Source organism: Idiomarina abyssalis (assembly GCF_900116625.1).
GTDB classification, from domain to species: domain Bacteria; phylum Pseudomonadota; class Gammaproteobacteria; order Enterobacterales; family Alteromonadaceae; genus Idiomarina; species Idiomarina abyssalis.
The window spans coordinates 199,873-220,225 of the sequence record NZ_FPBE01000003.1 but is presented as its reverse complement, the minus strand read 5'-3'; the positions used below and the strand labels follow the sequence as shown (position 1 = coordinate 220,225).

The window sequence follows — 20,353 nt, the reverse complement described above, 5'->3', positions numbered from 1 at the left end:
CTAGGGGTTATAGAACTGGCCGTGCCGGCGCAAGTAGATAAAACCGTTCAGCAGTAAACCAATCACGTAGAACACAATAAAATCGATGTAAACGGTATCGGTGCTTTGCGATTTTAGCGCCCAGGCAAAGCGCAGTGGCAAATAGACCGCCCCCAACATTGCGATGGTACCCGCCCAAATTAATACTCTATGAGTGTAGGTTCGTGGAAACACCTTTCTCATAGTCACCACTACCGACCCGTTCCCTAAGGCACTGGTAAAAATCAGACCCAGCATACTGATAAAAAAGGGTTCAAAATAAATTTCTGTTGGACCGTGCTGAGCAAAATACATATAACGCCCGGCTACCGCACCAAAAACCATCATTAACAATAAACTGATTTGTGTTACCAGAGCACCACCAAAAATTCCGGCCAACCAACGGCCAAAAGGTCGGGCCAGTAAAGCGACAAAAGGTCCCATCCAGACCAGAATTAACGTGCTGTAACCAAATACAAACTCAAGCAACAATGGCAACGCCATGGCAAAACCAATAAAACTGCCAAAAGTCATGTTATAGAGAATACTGCAGTACCAGACATGACCGTTTTGGGTAAGAAGCTTTCGTATGGTTACCTTAGGCAACGACTGCTTTTTCGGGACAAATAATGCAGCACCAACACTCACAATAGCGGTAAAAGTGAATAAAACAGCCCAGACACAACTGAAACTGTTTAACAGAATAGGCTCACCGGCATCAACACGCGCGAAAAAGTTCCCGCTACTGCGTTGCAGTACTAAAGAAGATTCCATTCCGTCAGGCTGCCAGGTTGCCAGTAACGGCACCGCCAACTGCGCCAGAAATAAAGAGAATATGGTCATACCAATAACCACACTCATAGACAACGGTAAATTCAAAGAGCCTTTATATTGGCGGGTTAGATCAAATGCCGGCGCAAACATCGTGCAACCAATACCCGATAGCGCAGCTAATAATGCAAGCACCGGATAAGTAATGTTCGTATCTGAAAACTGCACAAAACTATCAATACTGACCAGCAACATAATGGTTGCAATAACAGCTGGCATCCAGCGCCCGAGCTGGTTAACAACCAAAGTACCTAGTAGTCGGGACAGAGCGCCACTGGCACCCGCTATAGCGACTAATGACATAAGCTGACTGGGCGTTAAGTTGGCATTGGATTTTGCCAACAGAACGACAATAACACTCCAGCTTGCCCAAAAGGTAACGCCAAGTAACAATACACTGAGCGTTAGCCAGCGCAAAACCGCGTGAGAACCGAGGTTTCCCTGCACGTCGCTGAGTGTATTTGTCGCCGAAGCTTTATCCATATCGTCGCAGTTATTCGTTTTATTTTATGATTAAAGACTTTGCTACTAAGGCCGGTTAGATACAACTCACATCAAGAGTTACTTTTAGGGTTATTATGGGGTAATGCTTTACCTAATTATGGGTAAAAACGTTATTCAAAAGTGTAAGTTCTGGCTATGTGCGGTGAATTTAACCACCAGCTATGTCAAACTAACTGAGTTAAGTACACAAGGGAGAAGACTATGACAACCGAAGCAGCCAGCATTATGTTAGTGGACGATCATCCACTACTGCGAAAAGGACTAAAACAGCTGATTGCCATGGAAGACGACATGACTGTTGTCGCCGAAGCCAGTAACGGCCCGGACGCACTGGAGTTAGCTGCTGAGCACGATCCCGACCTGATTGTTCTGGATCTCAACATGCATGGTATGGATGGCATAGAAACCCTGAAAAAGCTTCGGGATTCCGGGGTGACATCGCGCATTATCATGCTCACGGTTAGTGACGCCGACGACGACGTGGTGGCAGCTATTACTAATGGCGCTGACGGTTACTTGCTAAAAGATATGGAACCCGAGCTTCTGTTAGAACAAATTCACCGCGCAGTGACCGGAAAAATGGTGTTAAGCGAAGCCATCACCGAAATACTGGCTACAGCTTTGCGCCAGCCAACTCAGTCTGCTACTTCGCAATTGAGTACCTTAACCAACCGCGAGCATGAAATTCTAAGCTTAATTGCTAAAGGCATGAGTAACAAAGTCATTGCCCGCGAGCTGGACATATCCGATGGTACCGTTAAGGTGCATGTTAAACACTTACTGAAAAAGCTGGGCTTGCGCTCTCGTGTTGAGGCCGCAGTCTGGATGGTTAATCAACAAGGTGAATAAGTATGAGTAACCCGTCACTAATGCCTGTTGAGCAGGCACTAGAGAACATGCTCAATACCGTTTCAACCATAACTGACAAAGAGACGGTTGAATTATCGGAAGCGCTGGGGCGTATCCTCAACCGGCCGGTAAATTCAACGTTGGATGTTCCCGGTTATGATAATTCGGCCATGGACGGATACGCTGTCCGCAGCAGTGAAGCGAAGAAAGGTTCTCGCTTAAAAGTTGTCGGAGTTGCCGCTGCGGGACACCCTTATAACGATGCTATCCCTGAAAACGGGTGCGTTCGTATTATGACCGGTGCCCCCATACCTGATTCAGTAGACGCCGTTATCATTCAGGAAAATACTGAAGCTAATCAGGATAAAAGTGAAATTACCGTGCTACAGAATGTCGCTGAAAGCGATAATATTCGCCGCCGGGGCAGCGATATTGCTCTGGGTGAAGAAGTGATAGCAACGGGAACACGCTTAAGCCCGGTTGATATTGGCTTGCTGGCATCGCTGGGTATTGAGGAAGTGGCCGTTTACCGTAGACCGAAAATTGCGGTGTTCTCAACCGGTGATGAATTAGTAGCCCCCGGCGGAAAGCTGAAAAGCGGGCAAATTTTTGACAGCAACCGTTATCTGTTACTGGCTATGCTGGAGAAAATGGGCGTCGAGGTTGTTAACCTTGGCAGGCTGAATGATGACTTAGAAGCTATAAGCCAGGCATTACAAGACGCAACACAAAGTTGCGACGCAGTGATAACCAGTGGTGGTGTCTCCGTCGGTGACGCCGATTTTACCAAAACCGCTTTAGAACAATTGGGCTCGGTTTCATTCTGGAAGGTCGCTATGAAGCCGGGTAAACCTTTTGCCTTTGGCAAACTTAAAGACACCTGGTTCTTTGGTTTACCCGGCAACCCGGTTGCAGCAGCCGTAACCATGGATCAACTGACACAGCCGGTGTTGAAGCATCTCTCCGGTGAAAAACACATCAGTAGTGAATCTTATCAGGCAACGGCGGCGGAATATTTGAAAAAGCGTCCGGGCCGGGCCGACTATCAGCGTGGCTGGTTTGAGCAGGACAACAATGGTCAGCTTAAAGTCAGCAGTGCCGGTTCGCAAAGCTCCGCCGTGTTAAGCACACTGAAACGTGCCAACTGCTTTATCCGACTAGAGCAGGACCGCGACCCTGTGAGTGCGGGCGAAGAAGTCACCATTCTGCCTTTTTCTTCACTGTTGCGGTAAATGTTGACCAAAATCAATTCAGCCTGACGCAAAACATGGACACTGTTCCTTCCGGGAGGGTGTCCATGAAATTTACAGACGTACTATTAGAACAATTTGAAGAACTTGGCATAAACGAACTGTTCGGCATTCCGGGCGACTTTATTCTGCCGCTACTGGCAGACATTCAAAGTCGCCAGCGCATGCCTTTTCATTACCTGAGCCATGAGCCAGCTATTACCTTCTGCGCAGATGCTGCGGCCCGTATTTGTAACCGCCCATCGGCGGTGTTTCTCACCTATGGCGCTGGTGCACTCAATGCAGTGAATTCCGTTGCTCAAGCCTATGAAGAGCACGTTCCGCTCATTATCGTTGCAGGCTTTCCGGCGCAAAAAGAAATTGATCGTGGGTTAAGCATTCATCACCAGGCCAAGCAGGTTAACTCGCAGCGCCTTATTTATGCACAAGTCACCTGCTGTCAGGTACGAATAAATTCACCGCTAACGGCTACCGAACAACTGCAAAAAGCGCTAGCTGCCTGCCGTAAGTATTCTCGCCCGGTATTAATTGAAGTTGCGCGGGATGCTTACGATTACCCCGTTGAACCACCTCAGGCCTTAGCCGTACCGGAAATGCCAGATACAGAGCTGTCCAGCCTGACCTCACAGCTAAAAAAACGTCTGGAAAAAGCAAAAAACCCCGTAATTCTGGCAGGTATCGATGTGCGCCGCTTTAACGCCTCTGCTGAACTGGAGAACTTCAGTAAGAAAACCGGCATTCCAATTATCACCACCTTTCTCGGACGCGCTGTGGTTGATCACACACACCCTAACTTTGCCGGCGTATTTCTTGATGATGCTGATACCCGGGCCTACCAGTTACTGGAGCAGACCGACTTAATTCTGGCGGTGGGGGTTATCCGCACAGACAGCAACTTTGCAGCCCATAATCCGTTATTTAGTAATGAGAAGCTGGTGGATATTCAACAGAACCACTGTCAGATAGAAAAAAGTGCATACCACCATGTACAGCTGGATAAGCTATTCCGCAAGTTAGAGCAAAGTAACCTTCCGGATTACCACTACTTTAAAGCGGCGACCGGCAGTTGCTCTATACCTGACGATACCTTTAATGCCGACAGCGTGATGCGCACCATTCATCAGCAATTGGCACGCAGTGAACAGGTGGTCCCTTTTGTGACCGATGTCGGCGATTGTCTGTTTGCCTCGTTACAGGCCGAACCCAGTCTTTGTCTGGCTCCCGCCTACTATGCCTCGATGGGCTACGCCATACCTGCGGCCTATGGCATTCAGGCCGCTACGGGCATGCGGCCCATGGTGTTGGTAGGCGATGGCGCTTTCCTGATGACCGGACTGGAACTTGGACATTTTCAACGACATGATTATGCCCCAATTATTGTGCTCTTTAATAACCGTTGCTGGGACATGATTCAGGCCTTTGCACCTCAACTTGAATGCACCAATCTCAATGGCTGGGACTATCAGCAGTTAAGTCAGAGCATGAACTGTGACTATTATCGCGTCAGCCAAAGTGCACAACTTGAAGACGCCGTTCAGCAGGCGTTAATGCAGACAAAGAAAGTGTCTTTTATTGAAGTTGAGCTGGCAGCCAATACCCGAACTGAAAGGTTGAACCGCTTTGCTTATCGCTTTCTTAATGCATAGCGGCTGCTTTAAATGACGCATAAACCTGTTGTTGCAGCTGTAAGTTCAGACGTTTAACCGAGGCATTGGTTACCAATGCCCGGAGTATCTGGTCGCCAACGGTTAAAACAACAACAGTCTCAGCAACATGCTTCGCAGGTTCAAAGTCGATAATACGCGCGACTACCTGGTTCGTCAGTGAAGTATTAGGTAAATATTCTGTCGCAATACTGACGTCTCTCGCCCAGACAAGTAGCCGCCCCGCCGCGCGTGTTTTTGCCTCGCTCACACCTGTCACATCGACAGCGGCATTGACCGGTAGCCAGAGTCGCTGCTCCGCCAGTTGCCATGCAAGCAGTTCATCGGTGGCATTAACACGCCCGCCCGGTTGGCTCGGTGGCGTTACCGATAACACCGACAGCGGCCCTTCGCTGTGGCCGGCCAGAGAATCGACCTGGGTCTGCAAAGTGCCGCTGGAAACCAGCTTACCATTCGCCATGATTACTACGTCATCGGCCAGCTGCACCACTTCCTCAACATGATGCGACACCAGCAACATAGGTAATCGGAAGCGATTCTGTATTCGTCGTAAATCGGTAAGAATTTGCTTTTTCGCGGTTGCATCCAGGCCATTCATGGGCTCATCGAGTAATAATAACTGTGGCTGTGACAACAATGCCCTGCCAATGGCTACGCGCTGCTGTTGTCCTCCGGAAAGCTGGCCCGGCTTACGCTGCAGCAGCTCTCTAAGCGACAACATATCAACGACCTCAGCAAAGCCGATAGCCAATTCACTGTCACTGACGTTTTTCGGCATGCCGTATCTTAGATTACTTTCAACCGACATAGTGGTAAACAAGTGAGCCTGTTGGAATACCAGTGCCAGTCCACGTTGCTCCGTTTTCATGCGCGGTTTGCGCGAATGCCAGAGTGCATCCCGCCAACGGACACTGCCTTTCAGGCCCGGAGTTAATCCGGCGATAGCACGCAATAAAGTACTTTTACCGCAGCCCGACGGGCCGAAAATAGCGGTCACACGGTCATCGGCAAAACTGTGCGCCAACTGCAGACAGAAGTCTCCCTGCTGCTGTTCTATATTGACCGTTAACATAACCGCCCTCCACGCTGAGCGCGCTTCTGCCAGGCATAAACTGAGACCAGCACGGTAAAGGCAAATAACAACAGACCCAGCGACAATCGCTCAGCCGCGCCGTAGTTCATGGCTTCGGCATGATCGTAAATAAGTACCGACAAAACCTGGGTTTCTCCCGGTATACTGCCACCAAGCATTAAAATGACACCAAACTCGCCTAAGGTATGGGCAAAGCTCAGAGTTGCCGCAATTAGGAACCCGCCCTGACAAGAGGGCAATACAATGGTCCAGAAGCGACGCCACCAGCCGGCACCCAGAGTTGCTGCAACATCCAGTTGCTCTTTACCCAGTTGCCGAAAAGACTCCACCAGTGGCTGCACCGCAAAGGGTAAGGAATAGATAACCGAACCAATAAGAATGCCTTCGAAACTAAACGCCAGATGGTTCAGCCCCCAGGACTCCAGCGTAGATCCAATAAAACCCTTAGGACCTAGCCAAATGAGTAGATAAAAACCGAGTACTGTCGGCGGTAACACCAACGGCAAGGCCACAATGGCCTGAACCGGAGCCGCCAGCCAGCTGCGCTGATTCGCCAGCCACCAGGCAATAGGCGTCGCCAGCAGTAACAGAATAAGCGTACTGTAAGCGCCTAACTGCAATGTCAGAACTACCGCTTGCCAGTCTGTGCTACTCATTGCTGGCCCCCGCTCTGTTACCCGGCATTAACCCATGCTTGCGTTTAAGAGGGTTAAACTCCTCTCTCTGTGTAAACTGACTGAACTGTATTGCTAAGTTCAAATCATCAGCGCGCCTTAACACCGCATGTGACTGCTTCAATAAGCGCTCATCACTCAGAGGCAATACTAGCAACTGATTGTCGTCGCGAGCCTCAAATGGCAGAACGGAGACCGCAACAAAGGCCATATCGGCTGCACCTGACAAGGCCATTTGCGCTGCCTGAGCAACATTTTCTGCGTAAACCAACTGCCCCTCAACCGCATCAGCAAGCTGGTGGTTTTCTAAAACGCGCATAGCCGCCTTGCCAAAAGGAGCATGGCGCGGCTGGGCAATCGCCAAGGTAACGGATTTCATCTCGCTCAGCCGTTCAATCGACTCGGGCAGTAAGTCCGCCTTCGCGCTCCACAACACCAGTTGTCCATAGCCATCGGTGATGATTTCACCGCTTAAATAGCCTGATGTTTGCAAGTGCTGGATATAACTATCGTCGGCAGAGAAATAAAGATCGTACGGCGCCCCGTGCTGAATTTGTGTGGCCAGCTTGCCGGAGGAGCCGAAAACCAAGCGCACAGCAACCTTCTCGCGCTGCTCAAACTCGCCTGCCAGCTCGGTCAACAAAGGCCGGTAACTGGAGGCGGCCGCTATGGTTAAGTCCGCAGCCCATACCGACGAGGATAAAAAAAATAACCACAAAACCCAGAGCTTCACTGCTGCTGACTCCACTGTTCTGCCGCTTGCTGATCACTTTGCTTTGCTTCTACCCAGTGTTCGCCTTCTTCTGTATGTTCTTTCTTCCAGAAAGGCGCCTGTGTTTTTAAGTAATCCATAATAAAGCTGGCCGCAGAGAAAGCTGCCTGCCGATGGCCACTGGCAACGGCCACCATAACAATTTGTTCATTCAGCGACAGATAACCCACTCGGTGGATAACCGTCACACCACGCAGGTCCCAGCGTTTTTGAGCCTCTTCAACAATGTCGGTTAACGCCTTTTCGGTCATTCCCGGGTAATGCTCAAGCTCAAGACCTCGTAAACCACCCTCAACCGAGTCCCGCACCAAACCCGTAAAAGTCACCACCGCACCGCACTGCTTATTCTGTGCGAGGCGTTGATATTCTGTGGCTAAATCAAAGTCTTCTTGCTGAACCCGAACGCTGATACTCATGAGTAACTCCTAACCACCGGTAACCGGCGGGAACAGCGCCACTTCATCACCGTCTTTAACTTCCGTTGTTAGCGGCAATAAGTTTTGATTAACCGCACACAGCAACTGATAGCGATCCAGCTCTTTAGCGTAGCGCTCAGACTGTTGTTTTAATACCTGAACCAGCTCTTGTACTGTACTGACGTCAGCATCCACCTGCGTTTCTGCTAACCCTAACCGTTCTCGCAATACAGCGAAAAATTTTACGGTAATCACAACGGCGTACCTCCTCGTGTCCAGTGACCTCGTTTGCCACCTTCTTTCTCAAGCAGACAGGTGTCTGTTATGACCATGGCCGGATCAACCGCTTTGCACATGTCGTACACCGTCAAGGCAGCGACCGATGCCGCCGTCAAAGCTTCCATTTCCACGCCTGTACTACCGGTTACCTTGCAGAGACTCTGAATGAGAACTTCGCCTTTTTCATGGTCAAGTTCGAAGTCGATAGTGACTTTGGTTAAGGCTAACGGGTGGCAAAGTGGAATCAGCTCGCTGCATTTTTTAGCAGCCATAATGCCGGCAATGCGTGCTGTGGCCAGAACATCGCCCTTTTTAGCCGCGGCGGCTTCCAGCAGCTCAATCACGTCTGTGCGGCTACGTAGCCTGCTTTGTGCCACTGCTATGCGCGTAGTGGTGGCTTTATCAGCAACATCCACCATATGGGCTTCGCCGTGCTGATTCAGATGGGTTAATTCACTCATGTGTTTTCCTTATGACAGATGGCCGACGAAATTACAGGGGCCCTGACGTGAGTCCAGCTGTGGGCCCAGCAAGCTGTCCCAGGCCAGCTGTGCAGCGCCGCCGGAGCCTGGTACTGCTGCAACTAAGGTACGGTTTGCTAATCCGGCAAACGCCCGTGACTGGACGCTGGAGGTACCGATATCAGCAAAAGACAGCTGCCTGAATAACTCACCAAAGCCATCAATATGACTGTCCAGTAGCGGCATTAGTGCGTCCTGAGTGACGTTATCCAGCGCGAAACCGGTGCCGCCATTGGTCACCACAACTTGAATATCTTCACGCGCTATCCACTGACTGACCAATGCTCTAATCTGGTATTTGTCGTGACTGAGTACTTCGCGTTCCACGACCTTGTGGCCGTCGTTTTCCATGAGCTTCTGCAGCAGGTCGCCGGTGCTGTCGTCCGCCCGGGTGCGTTTATCTGAAAAAGTCACCACGGCAATGTTTAGTGGCTTAAAGGATTTATTAGCTTTCATGCATCCACTCCTGAGTCTGGCCGTGAATTTGACAGAGTTGCGACCATTGTTCCGGGGTATTGGTATTCACCAGTTGTGATTCGTTCTGGCAAGGCAAGGCTTGCGCGTTAAATCGTTGCAGCAGTGCAAAAACTGATCGCCGACCATTGGGGCCCGACAACTGCTGTTCAATATCCGCCTGAAGTTCCTTGCTATTGGTCAACACGCAAGGTAGTGCACAATCCTGATAGTAACTCGCTGAAGCCTGGTTATTGAGCAGTGGTAACAAAGTTTCAGCCGTTAGCGCCGGCATGTCTACCGGCACCACCAGCACTTTAGTAAACCGACAATGGGGTAAGCAGGCGTGTAAGCCTGACAAAGGTCCCTGGCCCGGTAGAGTATCCGTTACAAACCCAGTCTGATTACGGCTGACAGTAATATCAGTGCAGCCAAGCTCCGATAACTTTGCCTGCATATAATCCAGTAGGTTCCCAGAACCAAAACGCAGTAAAGCCTTATCCTTACCCATACGGGAAGAACGCCCGCCAGCCAGCAGTATGCTGCTGAAGGAAGCACTTAGGTTAGAGCCGACCATATTAACCACCAATCATCGCCAGATGGCGCGTTGCTCCGCTGTTACCCTCGTGCAAGCCGTGAGTCGCTTCTTTCAACATAATATTGTCACGCAGTGCGTTCATCAGCGGTTCCGGATCATCGCTTTGTAAGTACTTGCGAATATCCTGATGCTGTTCGGTAAACAGGCATAAGAACAGCTGGCCCAGGCTGGAAACCCGCAGCCGGTTACAGTCGTCACAGAAGTCTTTGCTGTAAGGCATAATAAGCCCCATTTTCCCTTTGTAGTCAGGGTGCGTAAACTCCTGCGCAGGGCCAGCGTTGTCCGCTCTTGAAGTAAGCGACCAGCCTTCGGACTGAAGCTGCTGTTTTATGCTTTCTCCACTGACATGGTGACGCTGATAGTATTCTGTATTATCCGTAGTACGCATTAGCTCAATGAATCGCAACGCCACATTGCGGTCTTTAATAAACTTGAGAAACTCAGGCAGCTCACCGCCATTGTATTGCTTTAGCAGCACGGTATTGACCTTGACCGTTGCAAAGTCCATATCAACCGCTTGGTCGATACCTTCAATAATTTCCGGAAGTTTATTTTGCCCGGTCACCAGATGAAAAGTACTGGGATCCAGGCTGTCGATACTGACATTAATTGCGTCCAGACCGGCGTCACGCCAGGCGGGTAAGTCGCGCTTCATGCGGTAGCCATTGGTAGTCATTGCCACTTTCTCAATGCCGGGAACCGACTTACAGGTAGCAATAATTTCCGTCAGGTCTTTACGCAGGCAAGGTTCACCACCGGTCAAGCGTATTTTGGTGGTGCCCAGTTTGGCAAAAGCCGTTACCAGACGGCGCACTTCAGGCAAAGTAATTTCATACTTACGGGAGCTGCAGTCAGGGCCATCGGGAAGGCAATAGTCACAGCGAAAGTTACAGCTTTCAGTCAATGACAGGCGCAAATAGGTAAAGCGGCGCGCGAAGCGATCTTGTAATTGTTGCATATCACACCTTTCCAAGTTCGGGAGGTACTTCCGTTTCCAAAAGCACCCTGGTGGCTGAATTGCCACGGCATACCGTTCATACCCTAATAAAAGAGCTTAGAGCCGGTAGCTCGGCGTAGTGTGCACAGCTTAGTAGAGCAAGCTATAGAGCGAAATTCCCTTGAAGGGAGGGGGGGGACTACCACTTAGGGGGTATTTGTACGCTATAAGCCTTGATGTGCATCAATTTTTGCCGGTGAAATTTCTGCTAATCTTTGCCGCCACTTTGGTCATACAGGTGTTCTATGTCAGCCGCTCATTTCCGCCCTGAATTGCTTTGCCCTGCCGGTAGCCCGGAAGCCATGCGTATGGCCTTTGCCTATGGTGCCGATGCGGTCTACGCTGGAGAGCCTCGCTACAGCCTGCGCGTACGCAATAACAGTTTCACTCTGGATAACTTGGGTGAGTGCATTGACGAAGCGCACCAACAGGGAAAGCGCTTTTATGTGGTAGTCAACATTGCCCCACATAATGCGAAATTGGCAAAGTTTGTTGAACACATTCGCGCTATTGTCGAAATGAAACCGGATGCCTTAATTGTTTCCGACCCCGGAGTGGTGATGCTACTGCAGGAAAACTTCCCTGAGCAACCCCTGCACTTATCGGTGCAGGCCAACACCATTAACTGGGCAGCGCTGAAGTTCTGGCAACAACAAGGCATTGAACGCGTTATTTTGTCGCGCGAGCTGGGCTTAAAAGAAATTGCGGAAATGCGCCAGCAGGTGCCGGACATTGAAATTGAAGTTTTTGTACATGGCGCCTTATGTATGGCCTACTCCGGGCGCTGTCTGCTGTCCGGTTATATGAACAAGCGCGACCCAAACCAGGGCGCCTGCACCAATGCCTGCCGCTGGGGCTACGAAGTTCACGAAGCCAAAGAGAACGCGGTAGGTCAGTACGAGCCGGTATTGCTTGGTGACCCCAAGCGTCCACAAGACTTAATGTTGCTCGATGAAGATCAGCACGGCTCCTACATTATGAACTCCAAAGACCTGCGCGCCGTGGAATATGTCAATGACTTAGTAGAAATGGGTGTGCACTCACTAAAAATTGAAGGCCGCACCAAATCAGACTACTACATTGCCCGCACAGCTCAGGTCTATCGTCGGGCAATTGATGACGCTGTTGCCGGCAAACCTTTTAATACCGAGCTTCTTAATGAGTTAAACGGTATGGCAAACCGCGGGTTTACCCCGGGCTTTCTGCAGCGTCACACCCCACAGGACTTACAAAACTACGAACGTTCACACAGTGAAGGCGAACATATTCTGGTAGGTCAGCTAACTGGGGCGGCAAACAGCAGCTCTGTCTATGAGGTCGCGGTAAAAAATGGCTTCTCTATTGGCGATGACTTGCTACTGATGACTCCGAAAGGTAACTATCCATTTCAGCTGGCACGTATGGAGTCACTTAAAGATGAAGCTATGATCCGCGCGCCGGGGTCTGGTTATCAGGTCAAAATTCAAACACCTGTCGCCATAGACAAACAGGACATTCCCTATTGTTTTCTCATAAAAGAAGCAGCAGTGAGGAAAGTAGCATGATTGTTATTAACGATGGTTGCATTAACTGCGATATTTGTGAACCCGAGTGTCCGACCGAAGCGATTTCGATGGGTGACAGCATTTACGAAGTAAATCAGGACAAGTGCGTCGAATGCGAGGGTTATTACGACACGCCTAACTGTTATGTCGTCTGCCCGGTTGAAGCGGTCGATATTCTACAAGCAAAGGGGTAAATACCCCCCCTCTCTTTAGAGGTAGATAAATCATTCGGAGGGTTTTGTATAGTGAACCAGATCAATAATTCGGTAGATGAGATGACTATGCGTACCCCAATTCAATGTAGCCAATGTAGCATGCAATCGATTTGCGTCCCCGCTGGCCTGGTTCCAAGCGACGTCGAGATTCTCGATAAAAGCAGCCGCGAGCCGCACCTTTATAATAAACGCAGCGTGGTTTTCAGCGAGGACCGCCCGTTAACTTCTGTGTTTGCAATAAAAAGCGGATCGGTTAAATGCTACACCATTGACAGCAATGGTAAGCAGCAAATTACCAGCTTCCACCTGGTAGGCGATATTGTCGGCCTTGAGGCATTAGCCAATGGTAAAGCCTCAACCTATTGTGAAACCTTAGAAACCTCCATGCTGTGCGAAATTAAGTTGAATAAACTGTTCGCGCAGGAGCTGCCCAAAGTTGAAAACAACCTTTTGCAGCTAATGAGCCGCCGTTTAGCCAATTGCAGCAAACACTACTTAAACATAGTGAATACCAGTGCTGAACAAAAAGTCATCGCTTTTTTGCTTTCAATCAGCACGCACATGCATCAACATGGTCTTTCACGCAACGAATATCGACTGCCAATGACGCGCACCGACATAGCCAACTATTTAGGCTTAGCCGTTGAGACCGTCAGCCGTATTTTTACATCGTTAAAGGAAGAGTCCCTTATCGATACCAAGCAGTCTATTCTGACCATAAACAATTTAAACGCCTTAGAGCGCCGCGTCGCATAACGCTACTTTAGGAGGTTACATGTCATCCGCTGGTTTTAATTGGTCCGATCCCCTCAACTGGCAAAACGCTTTGTCCGATGAAGAGAAAATGATTCAGGAAAGTGCTCATCAGTACGCTCAGGAAAAGCTGATGCCCCGCGTGCTGGATGCCAACCGCAATGAGAACTTTGATCGCCAGATTATGAACGAGCTGGGTGAGATGGGGCTACTGGGCGCCACCTTACCGGAAGAATACGGCGGCAGCGGTGTTAACCATGTCAGCTACGGCCTTATTGCCCGTGAAATTGAGCGTGTCGACAGCGGCTATCGCAGTGCCATGAGTGTACAGTCATCGTTGGTGATGCACCCTATTTACACCTTTGGTACCGAGGCGCAGCGCAAAAAATACTTACCTAAATTAGCCAGCGGTGAATGGGTGGGCTGCTTTGGCCTTACCGAGCCCGATTCCGGCTCAGATCCGGCCAGCATGCGTACCACAGCTAAGCGCACCGACAGCGGTTATGTGTTGTCCGGCTCTAAAATGTGGATAACAAACTCGCCTATCGCTGATGTTTTTGTGGTCTGGGCAAAACTTGACGGCGAAATTCGCGGTTTTGTACTGGAAAAAGGTATGAAAGGTCTGAGCGCCCCTAAAATTGACGGTAAGTTCTCGCTTCGTGCGTCTATCACCGGCGAAATTGTTATGGATGGCGTTGAAGTATCCGAAGACCATATTTTCCCTGAAGTTAAAGGTTTAAAAGGTCCGTTTAGCTGTCTCAATAAAGCGCGCTATGGCATTGCCTGGGGGTCTCTTGGTGCCGCTGAATTCTGCTGGCACGCAGCACGACAATATACACTGGAACGCAGTCAGTTTGGCCGCCCGTTAGCAGCAAACCAGCTTATACAGAAAAAACTGGCTGACATGCAGACCGAAATCAGCCTGGGTTTACTAGGCTGCCTGCAAGCCGGACGCGAGCTCGATAACGGCACGCTTAACCCCATAGCTATTTCGCTCATTAAACGTAACAGCTGTGGTAAGGCACTGGATATTGCCCGTCAGGCGCGCGACATGCACGGCGGCAACGGTATTGCCGATGAGTATCACGTTATTCGCCATGTGATGAATTTAGAAGCGGTGAATACTTACGAAGGTACACACGATATTCATGCGTTAATTCTGGGTCGCTCACAGACCGACATTCCTGCGTTTTAATAGCGAGGCTTATCATGCGTTGCGATATTGAGGGCTGGCAACAGGACTTTATTGAGCGACTGGCGCAGGAAGACTTGCCTGCGCCTCAATCGCAGCACTCGAACTTGAGCGATACGGACTTATTTGCGCTTTTTCACAGTCAGGTTCTGAGTCGCTTCACCGATATCGAATCACGACGCCTGCAGCGTCAGGGCAAAAGCTTTTACACTATTGGCAGCGCGGGACACGAAGGTAACGCCGCTATTGCCGCAGCGCTGCGAGTCACCGACCCGGCTTTTCTGCACTATCGCAGCGGCGCTTTTTTCTTGCAGCGTGCCAGGCAACTTGAGGGTTCGCACTCCTTGTACGATCTCATGTTGTCGTTTTGTGCCTCCAGTGACGACCCAATATCCGGCGGCCGCCACAAGGTACTGGGCAGCCTGGCGCTTAATATACCACCGCAAACTTCGACCATTGCTTCGCACTTGCCCAAAGCCATGGGTACCGCCTACGCCATTGGACTCAGTAAACGCTTAAAGCAAGCTGGCCAGTGGCCGGATGATGCCATTGTGCTTTGTAATTTTGGCGACGCTTCAGCAAACCACTCTACGGCCGTAGGGGCACTTAATGCCACCGGCTGGAGTGCTTATCAGGGCATACCGATGCCCATTCTCTATGTGTGTGAAGACAACGGCATTGGTATTTCTACCTCAACACCCCGAGGATGGACCGCTCAGCAGCTTCAGAATTATCCGGCAATTCGTTACTACTATGCAGACGGCGCTAATGTCAGTGAAACCTACGCTGTTGCCAGTCAGGCAGCCGACTATATAAGACGCACGCGAAAACCCGCGATTCTGCATTTGAAAACGCAGCGCTTCTTTGGACACGCCGGTGCCGATGCTGAAGTTGCCTACCGCAGCAGTGAATCAATTGCACAAGGCTTTGAAACCGATGTGTTGTTGCAAACCGCAGCACAAGTGGTCGAACGGGGCCTTTGCAGCGGCTCTCAACTTTCGGAAAAAGCGCAGTGCTGGTTGCAGCGTATTCAGAGGGTGGGAGCTGAAGCCTCCACCCGGCCCAGACTCGAGTGCGCTGAGTCAGTCATGGCTTCCATTGTGCCAAAAACGCTGGCCGACGATACTCAGCCACTAACCGGCACTCAGCAACAGGCGGTATTCGCGTTTGATAAGCGTAACTTTAAGAAGCCCCAGCCCTTAGGCAAAATGATTAACTGGGCGCTGCACGAGATACTGGCGCGGTACCAGAACACCGTTGTGTTTGGTGAAGATGTCGGCAAAAAAGGCGGGGTGTACCATGTGACTCACCACCTTTTTGATCATTTTGGTGCTAACCGTGTCGTAAATACCTTACTGGATGAGCAAAGCATTCTTGGCTTAGCTATGGGCATGGCACAACAAGGTTTTCTTCCCATACCGGAAATTCAGTTCCTGGCTTACGTACATAATGCCGAAGACCAAATTCGGGGCGAAGCGGCAACTCTGCCCTTTTTCTCCAACGGCCAATACCACAACGGTATGGTCATTCGTATTGCCGGCCTGGCCTACCAGAAAGGCTTTGGCGGCCATTTCCATAACGACAATTCCTTCGCCGTATTCCGCGATATTCCGGGAGTTATTGTCATGTGCCCGTCGAATGGGCACGACGCGGTACTCATGATGAGGCAGGCGGTTCAGCTTGCCCACTGCCAGAAGCGCTTAGTCATTTTTCTTGAGCCTATTGCGCTTTATATGACTCGCGACCTGCTCGAAGAAGGCGATCAAGGCTGGCTGCATGAGTTCCCTTCAGCTGACGCGCCACTGCCAGCTTTAGGCGAGCCTTCCCGTTATGGCGACGGCGACGAGCTGGTCATTATCACCTACGGCAATGGTTACTACTTAAGCCGGCAAGCCTGCAGCGAACTCGGTCTTGAGGAACGCATCCGCATTCTAGATTTACGCTACTTAGTACCGCTGGATATTGAAAAGGTCGTAGACGCCATTGGCCCTGCTAACCACATTCTGGTTGTCGATGAGTGTCGTAACCGCGGTTCGCTAAGTGAAGAGCTGATAACGGCTCTGTACGAACACAGCCGTGACTGGCAACGCGTTGACCGCATTACCGCCAAGGACAGCTTTATTCCTCTGGGTTCAGCCGCTTATAAGGTTTTGCCCGGAAAAGAAGACATTCGCCAGTATTTACAGGAGCATTTAGGCCAATGAAACAAACTGCCGTTATCGTCTGCCCCGGTCGTGGTGGTTACAACAAACCTGAATTAGGCTCTATCACTAAGCGCCATTTGCCAAAGCAAAGTGAACTCATTGGCCGGTTCGACAAAGTCCGCGAAAGCGAAGGTTTTACCGGCGTTTCGGAGCTCGATCAGAAAGGTAAGTTCGATCACCGACTACATTTAAAACCGGAAAACTCCGCAGCCTTAATTTTTGCCGCCGGTTACGCCGACTTCAAAGCGGTTGACCCGGAGCAGTATGACATAGTCGCCGTAACCGGAAACTCTATGGGCTGGTATACCGCCCTGGCTTGTGCCGGTGCATGGCAGCCGGAAAAAGCGATGTCTATTGTCACCGACATGGCAAAGCGAACTGCCACAGCCGAAGGTGCGCAGCTTATTTACCCCATTATGAACGAGCAGTGGCAACCGGACAAAGCTCGTGAAAAGGCCGTCAGCCAACTGTTAGAAAAACTCGCGGGAGAGCTGTTTTTATCCATTCGTTACGGCGGCTATGTTCTGCTGGCGGGTACACAGAATGCGATTAACGCTGCCAACAAAGCCCTGGCTCCTGTTGATAACCGCTTCCCTATGATTTTACCCGGCCATGCGGCATTTCATTCGCCGTTAATGAAAGAGGCGTCAGACCGGGCTCTTTCCGTGTGGGACAGCAGCCATTTCAGACAGCCTGAACTGCCACTGATAGACGGCCGTGGTGTTATTTGGGAGCCGCCCGGCTGCAATTTGGATGCCCTGCAACGCTATACTTTTGGGCATCAGGTAACCGAATATTACGACTACACCAAAGCCATTACAGTCGCCTTAAGAGAGTTTGCGCCGGATAAGCTATTGCTGTTGGGGCCGGGCAATAGCCTGGGTGGTGCCACCGGACAAAGTCTGGTCGCCGCTAACTGGCGGAACCTTTCCGGTAAAGATGACTTTACCCGGCGGCAGGAAGGCGAAGAAGCCCCGGTTATTAGCCTGGGGCTATAATACTTAGCGGATACCTTTACTGTTCAGGTGTCCTTTGTAAGCCATATCGCTTTTCATAATGTGATTCATTAACCAGGCTTTTACGAAGTCCAGTAGTTCATCAATCACGTCTTCGTGGTTATCAACCCGGTGTTTGAAGCGCATTACGTCCTGCACTAAGTCGCGATGCTTAAGCTTATGGTTTTCTAAGTCCGGATAGCCGTTGCGCTCCATTAGCAACTCTTCGTAGTTAAAGTGCGTTGCCGTGTAATTAATTAGCGAGTCCACTAAGCGCTGCAGTGCATGCTGGTCACCATCGCGAAGCTTAAGGCGGTAAAGCTCATTAGCAATGTAAATTAAGCGCTGGTGCTGACGGTTAATTTCTTCAATGCCTACATCCAGTTTCGACGACCATTCAATGAGTACGTCCTGCTCCGCAAGACGCTGCTCTATCACGTCTTTCTCAATGTAATACCGGTCGCCAAGAGATTTTATCTCGCCGCCTAGGGTGGTTAATTGCGCCGAGCTCTCTAATGCCTCCTGCGACCGCGCATGCACAATTCGGGCACTTTCTGACAGCGAATTAATATTCTCCTGAATGTTCATAGTAACCGCCGACTGCTCTTCGGCTGCGGACGCTATCTGAATATTCAGGTCATTAATAACACCGACGTTTTCAACAATGTCAGTCAGCGAGTTTGACGCTTTATTTGCCTGCTCGACATTCTCACCAGCCAGAGTCTTGTTGCGCTCCATAGAATGAACCGCGTTGCTGGTGTTGGTTTCAAGCCGGCCAATCACATTTTGTATTTCACCCGTTGATGCCTGCACGCGCTGCGCCAGTTGCCTGACTTCGTCCGCCACCACAGCGAAGCCGCGGCCCGACTCACCGGCCCGGGCGGCTTCAATTGCCGCATTCAGCGCCAGCAAATTGGTCTGATCGGCAATGTCATTAATGGTCAGTAGTATTTTCGAGATAGCCTGGCTGTCTTCCGACAGGGTTTTTATCACTTGTTGAGACTCAGATACTTCCTGCTCAAGCTTTTGAATAGCCACGACCATGGTATTAACAACCTGCTGACCGTTTTGCGCTGACACTAAGGTGTTGTCAGCTTCAGTAGCCGCTTTTTGCGTTGACTCAGATACCTCACTAATTGCGGCTGTCATTTGTTCCACCGCCGCGGCTGCACTCTGCATTTGAGCCGCCTGCTCTTTGGCTCGCTCAGCAAGCTCTTTTATGGCCTGATAGTTTCCGTCCCCCAGGCTGTCCATACCGTCGCTCGATTTTCGGATGGCATCGACTGAATAGCTGGTTTCTATGGCAACAGAGTTTAAGTAATGGGTTATTTTTGCCAGTTCATCTTTGCCCTCTGTTGTGCCTAAGCTGTTTAGATCGCCATTAGCTAACTGTTTTGCCATACGAATGTTGGCTGACACAGCGCGATAAATGCCTAAGTACAGGCTGGTGAAAAGCAGTAATTGTAAAAGCAGTACGCCCAGCATCAACGCGATATTGGTCCATACCACAGTATCCAGTTTTCCAGCACGCTGTTCTAATCTGGACTGATACGCTGGACTAACACTGTCATAAAAACCAAACAAGGCTCCAATTGCCGCAGTGCCTTCACGGAAAAAGTCCCCGGCTGACATTTGCCGATTCAACAACCTGCGTGATGCCGTCTCACTAAATAATATCAATTGTTGCTCGGCCGCTTCCGCCTGCTTCAGTAACCCTGGATCATTGGTTTCATCGGATAAATTCTTAACCGCCTCGACAAAGTTCGAAACCTGGTTTTCCAGTACGTAGGTTATTGTGGTGATATCTTGTTGCAGTTCTTTGCTTTCCTGGCCGTTTAACCACTGCGCTCCCAGACCTCTTAAGCGCCCGCTCTGCTCAACTAACTGCGGCAGTTCTTCAACCGCAAGACGTGCCAGCAGAAGGCTGGCCAGCTCGTTCTCCAACAGCTGTTGCGAGCCGGCACTGAGTTTTGCTAAAAGACTTTGGAGATTTTTCAATAGCTGAGTGTGCTGCTTAAACTGGCCGGTAGAACCGTTAAGACTTTGCCATTGACGGCGAAGTTGGGACAACGCCCGTGTGGAGAAAAACGCCTGCTGGCTTTGTAACGCCTCAAGCTCATCGAAGTGACTATTAATGGCTTGCACAGAGCGGTTTATTTCTCCGGAAAACTCACGCTTTTGCGCATCACTTCCGGTCATTCCCCGGTGTTTAGCAATATGCTCCAGTAACCCTCTGAACTCAGGCCAGTACTGGGCTGCCATTTGTTTGTCTGCCACTTGCTGACTCTTATTTAAGGAGTCAGTTACCATCAGTGAACTGAGTACAATAACCGGAATAAACAATAAAAAGCCGATTAAACTGAATTTTCGTCGAAAGCTTAATAAATTAAACAACTTCTGGACAGGGCGAGTTAACCAATCGAGCCACTTCATAACCACTCCACTACAGGCAAAATCTGCAACCACAAACGGGCTATTTTGCCTATTCATCGGCATTAGTCACATGAAATATAGGGTTATTACTTATTAGG

20 protein-coding genes and 1 riboswitch are annotated in these 20,353 nt (G+C 50.1%); of the genes, 9 read left to right on the top strand and 11 right to left on the bottom strand.

What is annotated here, in order from left to right; translation table 11 throughout:
* Positions 1–1,332, bottom strand: a complete 1,332-nt coding sequence (locus BM359_RS08165; RefSeq protein ID WP_054488660.1) for an MFS transporter — start codon at positions 1,330–1,332, stop codon at positions 1–3.
* A 222-nt stretch (positions 1,333–1,554) separates the two neighbouring features.
* On the opposite strand from BM359_RS08165, the gene narL reads away from it, so the two are divergent.
* The 3 genes from narL to BM359_RS08150 all read left to right on the top strand — a co-directional run bounded on the left by narL (position 1,555) and on the right by BM359_RS08150 (position 5,098).
* Positions 1,555–2,202, top strand: coding sequence for a two-component system response regulator NarL (gene narL / locus BM359_RS08160; RefSeq protein ID WP_054488662.1), 648 nt, complete (start codon positions 1,555–1,557; stop codon positions 2,200–2,202).
* A gap of 2 nt (positions 2,203–2,204) precedes the next feature.
* Complete coding sequence (gene moeA, locus BM359_RS08155) at positions 2,205–3,434, top strand: molybdopterin molybdotransferase MoeA (RefSeq protein WP_054488664.1); 1,230 nt, start codon at positions 2,205–2,207, stop codon at positions 3,432–3,434.
* Positions 3,435–3,499: 65 nt separating this feature from the next.
* A complete protein-coding gene (locus BM359_RS08150; protein ID WP_054488666.1) occupies positions 3,500–5,098 on the top strand; it encodes a thiamine pyrophosphate-dependent enzyme in 1,599 nt (532 codons plus the stop codon).
* Here BM359_RS08150 and modC read toward each other — a convergent pair.
* The 9 genes from modC to moaA form a co-directional block, all read right to left on the bottom strand.
* Positions 5,088–6,188, bottom strand: coding sequence for a molybdenum ABC transporter ATP-binding protein (modC, locus tag BM359_RS08145; RefSeq protein WP_054488668.1), 1,101 nt, complete (start codon positions 6,186–6,188; stop codon positions 5,088–5,090). The two genes, BM359_RS08150 and modC, sit on opposite strands and share 11 nt — an antisense overlap.
* A complete protein-coding gene (gene modB, locus BM359_RS08140; protein WP_054488670.1) occupies positions 6,182–6,865 on the bottom strand; it encodes a molybdate ABC transporter permease subunit in 684 nt (227 codons plus the stop codon). The genes modC and modB overlap by 7 nt, the downstream gene beginning before the upstream one ends.
* On the bottom strand, positions 6,858–7,616 hold the full coding sequence (gene modA, locus BM359_RS08135) for a molybdate ABC transporter substrate-binding protein (RefSeq protein ID WP_159430340.1): 759 nt from the start codon (positions 7,614–7,616) through the stop codon (positions 6,858–6,860). The genes modB and modA overlap by 8 nt, the downstream gene beginning before the upstream one ends.
* A complete protein-coding gene (moaE, locus tag BM359_RS08130; protein WP_054488674.1) occupies positions 7,613–8,071 on the bottom strand; it encodes a molybdopterin synthase catalytic subunit MoaE in 459 nt (152 codons plus the stop codon). The genes modA and moaE overlap by 4 nt, the downstream gene beginning before the upstream one ends.
* A gap of 9 nt (positions 8,072–8,080) precedes the next feature.
* Positions 8,081–8,326 carry a molybdopterin converting factor subunit 1 gene (gene moaD / locus BM359_RS08125; RefSeq protein WP_054488676.1) on the bottom strand — a complete coding sequence of 82 codons (246 nt, stop codon included), beginning with the start codon at positions 8,324–8,326 and terminating at the stop codon, positions 8,081–8,083.
* Positions 8,323–8,811 (bottom strand): cyclic pyranopterin monophosphate synthase MoaC, encoded by a 489-nt coding sequence (gene moaC, locus BM359_RS08120; protein ID WP_054488678.1) that lies wholly within the window; start codon positions 8,809–8,811, stop codon positions 8,323–8,325. Before moaC ends, moaD begins: the two co-directional genes overlap by 4 nt.
* Before the next feature lie 9 nt (positions 8,812–8,820).
* Positions 8,821–9,327 (bottom strand): molybdenum cofactor synthesis domain-containing protein, encoded by a 507-nt coding sequence (locus BM359_RS08115; RefSeq protein ID WP_054488680.1) that lies wholly within the window; start codon positions 9,325–9,327, stop codon positions 8,821–8,823.
* Positions 9,317–9,901 carry a molybdenum cofactor guanylyltransferase gene (gene mobA / locus BM359_RS08110; protein ID WP_054488682.1) on the bottom strand — a complete coding sequence of 195 codons (585 nt, stop codon included), beginning with the start codon at positions 9,899–9,901 and terminating at the stop codon, positions 9,317–9,319. The genes BM359_RS08115 and mobA overlap by 11 nt, the downstream gene beginning before the upstream one ends.
* A 1-nt stretch (position 9,902) precedes the next feature.
* Positions 9,903–10,880 (bottom strand): GTP 3',8-cyclase MoaA, encoded by a 978-nt coding sequence (gene moaA / locus BM359_RS08105; protein ID WP_054488684.1) that lies wholly within the window; start codon positions 10,878–10,880, stop codon positions 9,903–9,905.
* Positions 10,869–11,008: riboswitch (molybdenum cofactor riboswitch) on the bottom strand. It overlaps the preceding gene by 12 nt.
* A gap of 156 nt (positions 11,009–11,164) precedes the next feature.
* Between moaA and BM359_RS08100 the strand changes: the two genes are divergently transcribed.
* The 6 genes from BM359_RS08100 to BM359_RS08075 all read left to right on the top strand — a co-directional run bounded on the left by BM359_RS08100 (position 11,165) and on the right by BM359_RS08075 (position 17,825).
* Positions 11,165–12,463 carry a peptidase U32 family protein gene (locus BM359_RS08100; RefSeq protein WP_054488685.1) on the top strand — a complete coding sequence of 433 codons (1,299 nt, stop codon included), beginning with the start codon at positions 11,165–11,167 and terminating at the stop codon, positions 12,461–12,463.
* Positions 12,460–12,657 (top strand): 4Fe-4S binding protein, encoded by a 198-nt coding sequence (locus BM359_RS08095; RefSeq protein ID WP_054488687.1) that lies wholly within the window; start codon positions 12,460–12,462, stop codon positions 12,655–12,657. The genes BM359_RS08100 and BM359_RS08095 overlap by 4 nt, the downstream gene beginning before the upstream one ends.
* 120 nt (positions 12,658–12,777) lie before the next feature.
* The gene (locus BM359_RS08090) at positions 12,778–13,434 is read left to right on the top strand and encodes a helix-turn-helix domain-containing protein (RefSeq protein WP_234972479.1); all 657 of its coding nucleotides are present in this window, start codon (positions 12,778–12,780) and stop codon (positions 13,432–13,434) included.
* A 19-nt stretch (positions 13,435–13,453) separates the two neighbouring features.
* Positions 13,454–14,626: an acyl-CoA dehydrogenase gene (locus BM359_RS08085; RefSeq protein ID WP_054488692.1), complete on the top strand. Its 1,173-nt coding sequence runs from the start codon at positions 13,454–13,456 to the stop codon at positions 14,624–14,626.
* Positions 14,627–14,640: 14 nt separating this feature from the next.
* Positions 14,641–16,827, top strand: coding sequence for a thiamine pyrophosphate-dependent enzyme (locus tag BM359_RS08080; RefSeq protein WP_054488694.1), 2,187 nt, complete (start codon positions 14,641–14,643; stop codon positions 16,825–16,827).
* A complete protein-coding gene (locus BM359_RS08075) occupies positions 16,824–17,825 on the top strand; it encodes a malonyl CoA-ACP transacylase (protein ID WP_054488695.1) in 1,002 nt (333 codons plus the stop codon). Before BM359_RS08080 ends, BM359_RS08075 begins: the two co-directional genes overlap by 4 nt.
* Positions 17,826–17,828: 3 nt before the next feature.
* Here BM359_RS08075 and BM359_RS08070 read toward each other — a convergent pair whose 3' ends face one another.
* Positions 17,829–20,255: a bacteriohemerythrin gene (locus BM359_RS08070; protein WP_234972478.1), complete on the bottom strand. Its 2,427-nt coding sequence runs from the start codon at positions 20,253–20,255 to the stop codon at positions 17,829–17,831.
* Positions 20,256–20,353: the final 98 nt, after the last annotated feature.

Bases quoted from the DNA above. Each gene is read 5' to 3' on its own strand.
- BM359_RS08165 (WP_054488660.1), bottom strand. From the start codon at position 1,332: ATGGATAAAGCTTCGGCGACAAATACACTCAGCGACGTGCAGGGAAAC.
- narL (WP_054488662.1), top strand. From the start codon at position 1,555: ATGACAACCGAAGCAGCCAGCATTATGTTAGTGGACGATCATCCACTA.
- moeA (WP_054488664.1), top strand. From the start codon at position 2,205: ATGAGTAACCCGTCACTAATGCCTGTTGAGCAGGCACTAGAGAACATG.
- BM359_RS08150 (WP_054488666.1), top strand. From the start codon at position 3,500: ATGAAATTTACAGACGTACTATTAGAACAATTTGAAGAACTTGGCATA.
- modC (WP_054488668.1), bottom strand. From the start codon at position 6,188: ATGTTAACGGTCAATATAGAACAGCAGCAGGGAGACTTCTGTCTGCAG.
- modB (WP_054488670.1), bottom strand. From the start codon at position 6,865: ATGAGTAGCACAGACTGGCAAGCGGTAGTTCTGACATTGCAGTTAGGC.
- moaE (WP_054488674.1), bottom strand. From the start codon at position 8,071: ATGAGTATCAGCGTTCGGGTTCAGCAAGAAGACTTTGATTTAGCCACA.
- moaC (WP_054488678.1), bottom strand. From the start codon at position 8,811: ATGAGTGAATTAACCCATCTGAATCAGCACGGCGAAGCCCATATGGTG.
- BM359_RS08115 (WP_054488680.1), bottom strand. From the start codon at position 9,327: ATGAAAGCTAATAAATCCTTTAAGCCACTAAACATTGCCGTGGTGACT.
- mobA (WP_054488682.1), bottom strand. From the start codon at position 9,901: ATGGTCGGCTCTAACCTAAGTGCTTCCTTCAGCAGCATACTGCTGGCT.
- moaA (WP_054488684.1), bottom strand. From the start codon at position 10,880: ATGCAACAATTACAAGATCGCTTCGCGCGCCGCTTTACCTATTTGCGC.
- BM359_RS08100 (WP_054488685.1), top strand. From the start codon at position 11,165: ATGTCAGCCGCTCATTTCCGCCCTGAATTGCTTTGCCCTGCCGGTAGC.
- BM359_RS08095 (WP_054488687.1), top strand. From the start codon at position 12,460: ATGATTGTTATTAACGATGGTTGCATTAACTGCGATATTTGTGAACCC.
- BM359_RS08090 (WP_234972479.1), top strand. From the start codon at position 12,778: ATGCAATCGATTTGCGTCCCCGCTGGCCTGGTTCCAAGCGACGTCGAG.
- BM359_RS08085 (WP_054488692.1), top strand. From the start codon at position 13,454: ATGTCATCCGCTGGTTTTAATTGGTCCGATCCCCTCAACTGGCAAAAC.
- BM359_RS08080 (WP_054488694.1), top strand. From the start codon at position 14,641: ATGCGTTGCGATATTGAGGGCTGGCAACAGGACTTTATTGAGCGACTG.
- BM359_RS08075 (WP_054488695.1), top strand. From the start codon at position 16,824: ATGAAACAAACTGCCGTTATCGTCTGCCCCGGTCGTGGTGGTTACAAC.
- BM359_RS08070 (WP_234972478.1), bottom strand. From the start codon at position 20,255: ATGAAGTGGCTCGATTGGTTAACTCGCCCTGTCCAGAAGTTGTTTAAT.